This is a genomic window from Microbacterium sp. (genome assembly GCF_035554235.1).
Lineage (GTDB): Bacteria > Actinomycetota > Actinomycetes > Actinomycetales > Microbacteriaceae > Microbacterium.
The window spans coordinates 1-6855 of sequence record NZ_DATMIO010000067.1 but is presented as its reverse complement, the minus strand read 5'-3'; the positions used below and the strand labels follow the sequence as shown (position 1 = coordinate 6855).

Below are 6855 nucleotides of genomic sequence, written 5' to 3'. Positions count from 1 at the left end.
AGCGGGAGACCTTCCGCTTCGGGGGGTTACCTGCCATGGCTTGCTCTCTTCTTTGTGCTTCGGCGGTAAAGCTCTACGCTTCACTGCCCTCGTCGGTGAATTCCTTGAGCGCACCCCAGCGTGGATCGATGGGCGCGCGTGGCTCTGTGCCGGGTCTTTCCGCCAGTCGCTCGCCCGTAGCCGGATCGAGGCCGGGGCAATCCGGCTGGCATACCGGCTGAAACGGAAGCGACAATACGATCGCGTCTCTGACCAGAGTTTCAAGATCCACGTGGTCGTCTTGAACCTCGAAGTCAGATGTCTCTTGTCCAGGATACGTGAAAAGCTCCTGAATCTCGACTTCGACCGGCTGGGCGATCGCCAGGAGGCACCGGCTGCACTCGCCCTCGTAGACGGTTTCGATGGTTCCGCTGACCAGGATCCCCTCGTGCACCGACTCGAGGCGCACATCGAGTTCGATGGGCCGAGCGGCTTCGACCGCGACGAGCCCCTCGCCCCAGCGTTCCGCGGGGGTGACATCGAGCGAGTGCTCGCGCATCTCGCCCGGCCTGTGTGCGATGTCTCGCACATTGAGCATGAACGAGGTCGGGCGCCGTGTTCTCACGGTCGCAATGCTACCCGGAGCGGGATATGGCCGGGGCCCTCGCGTATCGGGCGACGGGAGGGACGGTCAGTCGTCGCTGCCGAGGCCCGAGGCGGTCGGGAGGGCACCGGCGCCGGTGTCGAGGAATCGGGCCACCGCGGGCGGCACGAAGGGCGACACGTCTCCCCCGAGTCCCGCGACCTGGCGCACGAGCGAGCTGGAGACGAGGGCATGGGCGGGATCGGGCAGCAGGAAGACCGTCTCGACATGGGCGAGGTGGCGATTGACGATCGCCATGGGCGTCTCGTAGGCCACGTCGACCTGCGACCGGATGCCCTTCACCAGCACGCCGGCTCCGACATCCGTCGCGTAGTCGACCAGAAGGCCCATGCTCCACGATGCGACGATCACGTTCGAGTCGATGTCGCTCTCGGCGATCGACTGCTCGAGCAGGGCCAGGCGCCGGGCGAGCGGCAGCATCGCCTCCTTGCCGGGGTTGTGCACGACGAGCACGTGCAGCTCGTCGTACAGATCCGCCGCGCGGCGGATGACGTCGAGGTGACCGAGGGTCGGAGGGTCGAATGACCCCGGGACGACGGCGATCCGGCTGCTCATATGCCCAGCCTATTGGCGATTGCTGCGGATTCGATCCGTGGTACGACGGTGACGGTCAGTTCTTCGCGAGGGCCGCGCGTTCCTCCATACCGACGCGGCGCTCGATGGCGGCGGCAAGTCCCGCGTGCGCCAGCAGGGCCGGATCGTCGGCCAGGATGCGCTCGGCCTCCGCCCGCGCGTCGGCGATGATGTCGGCATCCTTCACCACCCGCAACAGGCGCAGGGAGGATCGCGCTCCGGACTGCGCGTCTCCGAGCACATCGCCCTCGCCGCGGAGCTCGAGGTCCACCTCGGCGAGTTCGAAGCCGTCGAGGGTCGCGGCGACCGCCTCGACGCGGGCACGCGCGGGGGTGCCGGGCGGCGCCTCGGTGACGAGCAGGCATAGTCCGGGCACACCGCCGCGACCCACCCGCCCCCGCAGCTGGTGCAGTTGCGATACTCCGAAGCGGTCGGCGTCGAGGATGATCATCGTCGACGCATTCGGCACGTCGACTCCGACCTCGATCACCGTGGTGGCGACGAGCACGTCGATCTCGCCCCGGGAGAACGACTGCATCACCGAGTCCTTCTCGTCGGACGGCAGCTTTCCGTGCAGGATCGCGACCCGCAATCCGCTGAAGAGCGGATGCCGCGACAGCACGTCGGCGACCTGGACGACGCCCCACTGCGCTTTCGGGGCTTCGCCTTCCACCGGCGGCGCCTCGGCGTCGGCGTCGCGGGCGCCCGCCTCGGCGTCGATCGCGGGGCACACCACGAAGACCTGGTGCCCCTTCGAGACCTCTTCGGCCGCGCGCTCCCACACGCGCCCGAACCAGCCGGGCTTCTCGGCGACGGGTGCGACGAAGGTCTGAATCCCGGCGCGCCCGCTCGGCATCGTGCGGATCGTCGACACGTCGAGGTCGCCGAACACGGTCATCGCGACCGTCCGCGGGATGGGCGTCGCGGTGAGCACGAGGGCATGCGGGCTGGAGCCCTTGCCGCGCAGCGTCTCGCGCTGCTCCACGCCGAAGCGATGCTGCTCATCGACGACGACGAGCCCGAGGTCGGCGAACGTCGTGGTCTCGCTCAGCAGCGCGTGCGTGCCGACGACGATGAGCGCCTGCCCCGAGGCCACGCGCAGCGCGGCCTTGCGACGCTCTGCTGCAGGCATCTGGCCGGTCAGCAGCGTCGGCATCAGCTCCGGGGCGAGCGTCGGCCCCAGCATCCGCGCGATCGTGCGCAGGTGCTGGCCCGCCAGCACCTCCGTGGGTGCGATGAGCGCGGACTGCCCGCCGGACTCGGCGACCTGCAGCATGGCCCGCAGGGCGACGAGCGTCTTGCCCGAGCCGACCTCGCCCTGCACGAGGCGGTTCATCGGCCACGCGCCGACGAGGTCGGCCGACACCCGCTCTCCCACCTCTGCCTGGTCGGGGGTCAGCTGCCACGGGAGGCCGGCGTCGAAGCGCTCCAGCAGCCCCCCGGGTCTCGCGGGCCGCGCGGTGGCCGACAGCGCGCGCACGAACTGCCGTTGCTGAAGCAGGGCCGTCTGCAGCACGAGGGCCTCGTGCATGCGCAGGGTCTGGCGGGCGGGTCCGATCTGATCGTCGAAGTCGGGCCGGTGGATGCGCTCGATCGCATCGCGCGCGGGAAGCAGACCACGCTTCGCGCGGACCTCCCCCGGCAGCGGATCATCGAGCGGCCCGAGGCCATCGAGCACGAGCGCCGCGATCTTCTGGATCTGCCAGCTCGCCACGGTCGATGTCGCGGGGTAGATCGGAATCGGCTGGTTCGCGAACGCCTCGGCGTTCACGCGCGCCTCGTCCTCGTCGTCGAAGAGCTCGTAGTCGGGATGCGTGAACTGCATCGCGCCGCGGTATTCGCCGACCTTGCCCGAGAAGACACCGCGCCGCCCGGGTCGCAGCTCCTTCATGCGCCACGCCTGTCCGAAGAAGGTCAGGCTCATCTCGCCATTGCCGTCGCCGATGACGACCTCGAGGATCGTGCCCTTGCGCTGCTGCATCCGCCGCTCGTTGACGCGCTTGACCTCGGCGACGATGGTGACCGTCTCACCGAGCGGCAGCAGCCGGATGGGTGTCAGCTCGCCGCGGTGGGCATAGCGGCGGGGGTAGTGCACCAGAAGGTCGCCGACCGTCTTCATGCCGAACGCGCGCGAGAGCACCCCCGCCGTCTTGCCGCCGACGGCGCCGTCGAGGCGCGACTCCAGCGTGAACGACATGGCACGAGTCTAGGCAGGGGCGAGGACGCCCGAGGGCGCGAGAAGAGTGCGCCCGGGCCGCATCGGCGGGAACCCCCGCGCCGTCCGCGCCGGGAGGGACGCCGCTATCGTGATCGTGTGACACGCATCATCTCGGGCCGCGCGGGCTCGATCCCGCTCGAGGTGCCCGACGCCGGCACGCGACCGACGAGCGACCGCGTGCGCGAGAGCCTCTTCGGCGCACTCGAGTCCGCCGACGCCCTCCGCGGCGCCGCCGTGCTGGATCTGTACGCCGGCTCCGGTGCGCTCGGGCTGGAGGCGGTCAGCCGGGGCGCGGCATCCGCCGACCTGGTCGAGAAGGCGCCGCGCGCCGCGGCCGTGGCCGAGCGCAACGCCGCCCGCGTGTCGAAGTCGGTCGGGTCGGATGCGGCGATCACCGTTCATCGAAGCTCGGTCGATAGCTACCTGCGCGCCTCACGGGGGTCATTCGATCTCGTGTTCATCGATCCGCCGTACGACGTCTCCGAACGCGAACTCACCGACGGCCTTCGCCTGCTCGCGGCATCCCTCGCCCCGCATGCGACGGTGGTGATCGAACGCGCGTCGCGCTCCCCCGAGCCCGCGCTGCCCGATGGCCTCGGGCACGCGCGCAGCAAGAAGTACGGCGACACCACGCTCTGGTGGGTGCGACCGACCGCCGAGTAGCGCCTACCCCGCGTGCGAGTCCCAGTCGCGGTAGGGATCCCAGCCACCAGGCCCGGCATGCGGTTCCCCATCGACGAGCACGCCCGCGCTCCCCGCCGCGAGCACGCGGCCCAGGGGCCGAAATCCCTCGGGCAGCGCCGCCGCCGACGGGAACGTGGCCAGCAGCGCGTGATCCTCACCGCCATCGACCGCCCATGCGGCGTGCGGGCCGAGGGCGGTGGAGTCGAGATCGAGCGTGACGCCGGATGCCGCGGCCATGCGCTCGCCGTCGAGGGCGAGCCCGTCCGACACGTCCATCAGCGCGGTGGCGCCCGCGAGGGCAGCCGCGGCGCCCGCGGCCACGGGAGGCAGCGGGCGAAGCTGCCGCGTGACGCACGCCGCTTCGGTCGGGCCCAGACCCGAGGGGTCGTACGCGAGAGGCTCGCCGGCGGCATCCGTGAATCGCCGGAACAGCACCGACAGCCCCCGCGCGGCCGCGCCCGCGTCACCGGCGAGCGCGAGAACGTCGCCCGCGCGGGCGCCCGATCGCAGCACGGGCGCCCTGCCGTCGAGCGATCCCAGCGCCGTGACGGCGATCGTCAGTGTGGGCGAGACGGTGAGGTCTCCCCCGACCACCCCGCATCCGGGTGCGAGGGCGTCGCACGCGGCCCGCAGCCCGTCGGCGAGTTCTTCGACGAACGAGACCCGCGTCTCGTTCGGCATCGCGAGCGCCACCAGCAGCGCGGTGGGCCTGGCGCCCATCGCGGCGATGTCGGCGAGGTTGACGGCGGCGGCCTTCCAGCCCAGGTCGTAGCCGCTCGACCACGCGAGGCGGAAGTCGGGGCCGTGCACGAGGGTATCGGTCGTCGCGACGACGGGTCCCGCATCCGCCAGCACCGCCGCGTCGTCGCCCGGGCCGATCGTGACGGCTGCGGCCGCGCCGGTGCGGGCCAGGATGCGGCGCAGGATGCTCCCCTCCGACAGCTCCCCCACGGTCGGGTCCTCTGCGGCGGCGCTCACCCCTCCACGCTACCGGCCGGGCGACCCGGGTCGATCGCGGACGTTAGCCTGGAAGGCGTGTCCCGATTCCGTTCCGCCGCCCTTGTGCTCGCGGCCGCGGCCGTCGCCACGAGCCTCAGCGGCTGCGCGACGACCGTGACGATAAAGCCGGCCGACGATGCGAACAACCCGCTCTGCGCCGACGTCAGCGTGCGCCTGCCCGGCACGGTCGCGGGGCTCGACCGGCGCTGGACGGACGCGCAGGCGACGGGCGCGTGGGGCGAGCCGTCGGCCGTGCTCCTGACGTGCGGGGTCGCACCCCCGGGCCCCACGACCCTGCCGTGCCAGTCGGTGGACGGCGTCGACTGGATCATCGATGACTCCGACGCCCCGCGGTACCGGTTCACGACGTACGGCCGCACCCCCGCGGTGGAGGTGTACCTCGACTACGACGTCGTGTCGGGAAATGACGCGCTCCAGAAGCTCTCGCCCATCATCGGCCAGCTCCCGGTCGACGCCGAGTGCGTCGCCCGAGAGGACGCGACACCCGCGCCGTAGCCGATCAGGAGTCGCATCCGGCCCGCAGCGGCTCTGCCACCTCGATCGCGTTCATCGCCGGCGTGTGCACGATCGACGGCTGCACGTCACCCGGATCGGCGGCCACGAACCGGAACACGAGCGTGTCGGTCTCGCCGGGTTCGAGATTCAGGCGGGCCTGGCTCGTGGCGTAGCCGTCGGCTTCGGTCTGGATCGAGTGGCGCGCGCCCTCATTCCTCGACACCGCGCCGAAGAACGTCCCAGAAGGTGCCGAGACGGTCACGTAGGTGCCGATGTTGCCCGGCGCGACGCCGTACATGCCGTTGCCGGTGAGGCTCACGGGCAGGGTGGATGCCGCGTCCGCCGCGGCGGTGTTCGTCAAGGTCACCGCCACGGTGATGTCGCGCCGACCGTCCGCGCGGCACTCCGCGACGGTGGTCGCGATGCCGGCGCTCAGGAAGCTGTCCATCTTGGCCCCGGTCGCGTCGTTGAGGTACACCGCGAACGCGTCATCGCCGACCGCCCTCTGACGGGCCGCCGGGCCGCCGAGCGGGCCCGCGGCGAGCACGGCCTGCTCGTCCTCGTGTGCGCTCCACGCCGAGATCCGGCCCTCGGCGATGGGCTGCTGGAGGCCCGTGAAGAGCCCGACCGGATTGGCGGATCCCGCCAGCAGGACGCCGAACGCACTCGCGGCCGCGTCTTCGAAGACGGCATCCTGCTGTTCGCTGTCGGCGAGGGTGAGATACGGCTCGACGAGCAGGCGATGCGCGGCGTCGTCCCCGGTGAGCTGACCCCAGCCGGGAACATCGACCGGTCCGAGCACGGCGAGCGCCGCCTGAAGCGCGAGAGGATCGACCGAGACGACGAGGTCGGGCCGGTGCCCCGTGCGCAGGTTCCACCATTCGGAGGCGAGTCGCCCCGACACCTCGAAGTCGGCAGGCATCGTGATGTTCTGCACCCACTGACCCGCGGCGGCGCCATACAGCGTCGTCGTCGATTCCGGCAGCGCCATGATCGGCTCGTCGAGCCCGGGGAAATCCCCCGAACTCGCCTGGTCGACGAGCGTGAGCGCCCCGCCCTCGGCGCGCACCTCGGCGAACGCGGCCGTGATGCCACCGCCGGTGCGGAGTTCGGCGTTGTTCTGGAACGCGAGCAGGATGCTGCGCGGTCCCTCGGAGCCCAGCATGCTCGGGAGCACGGACGTCACATCGGCAAGCTGGGTCGTGACGACGAGCGCCCGATC

At 71.3% G+C, this 6855-nt stretch carries 7 protein-coding genes; 2 read left to right on the top strand and 5 right to left on the bottom strand.

What is annotated here, in order from left to right; translation table 11 throughout:
• Positions 1-73 precede the first annotated feature (73 nt).
• From VNT50_RS03455 to VNT50_RS03445, 3 genes are all read right to left on the bottom strand, one after another.
• Complete coding sequence (locus tag VNT50_RS03455; RefSeq protein ID WP_325483704.1) at positions 74-538, bottom strand: YceD family protein; 465 nt, start codon at positions 536-538, stop codon at positions 74-76.
• 132 nt (positions 539-670) lie between these two features.
• Positions 671-1198 (bottom strand): pantetheine-phosphate adenylyltransferase, encoded by a 528-nt coding sequence (gene coaD, locus VNT50_RS03450; protein WP_325483703.1) that lies wholly within the window; start codon positions 1196-1198, stop codon positions 671-673.
• Between the two features lie 55 nt (positions 1199-1253).
• Complete coding sequence (locus VNT50_RS03445) at positions 1254-3413, bottom strand: ATP-dependent DNA helicase RecG (RefSeq protein ID WP_325483702.1); 2160 nt, start codon at positions 3411-3413, stop codon at positions 1254-1256.
• 117 nt (positions 3414-3530) lie between these two features.
• On the opposite strand from VNT50_RS03445, the gene VNT50_RS03440 reads away from it, so the two are divergent.
• Positions 3531-4097, top strand: a complete 567-nt coding sequence (locus VNT50_RS03440; protein WP_325483701.1) for an RsmD family RNA methyltransferase — start codon at positions 3531-3533, stop codon at positions 4095-4097.
• Positions 4098-4100: 3 nt separating this feature from the next.
• Here the strand turns inward: VNT50_RS03440 and thiL are convergent, their stop codons facing one another.
• Entirely contained in the window at positions 4101-5096 is a 996-nt protein-coding gene (gene thiL, locus VNT50_RS03435; RefSeq protein ID WP_325483700.1) for a thiamine-phosphate kinase, read from the bottom strand.
• A gap of 57 nt (positions 5097-5153) precedes the next feature.
• On the opposite strand from thiL, the gene VNT50_RS03430 reads away from it, so the two are divergent.
• Entirely contained in the window at positions 5154-5633 is a 480-nt protein-coding gene (locus VNT50_RS03430) for a DUF3515 domain-containing protein (RefSeq protein WP_325483699.1), read from the top strand.
• Positions 5634-5637: 4 nt separating this feature from the next.
• On the opposite strand, the gene VNT50_RS03425 is transcribed toward VNT50_RS03430, so the two are convergent.
• Positions 5638-6855: DUF4012 domain-containing protein (locus tag VNT50_RS03425; protein ID WP_325483698.1), on the bottom strand; the 1218-nt coding region annotated here is incomplete at its 5' end.

Bases quoted from the DNA above. Each gene is read 5' to 3' on its own strand.
- VNT50_RS03455 (WP_325483704.1), bottom strand. From the start codon at position 538: ATGCGCGAGCACTCGCTCGATGTCACCCCCGCGGAACGCTGGGGCGAG.
- coaD (WP_325483703.1), bottom strand. From the start codon at position 1,198: ATGAGCAGCCGGATCGCCGTCGTCCCGGGGTCATTCGACCCTCCGACC.
- VNT50_RS03445 (WP_325483702.1), bottom strand. From the start codon at position 3,413: ATGTCGTTCACGCTGGAGTCGCGCCTCGACGGCGCCGTCGGCGGCAAG.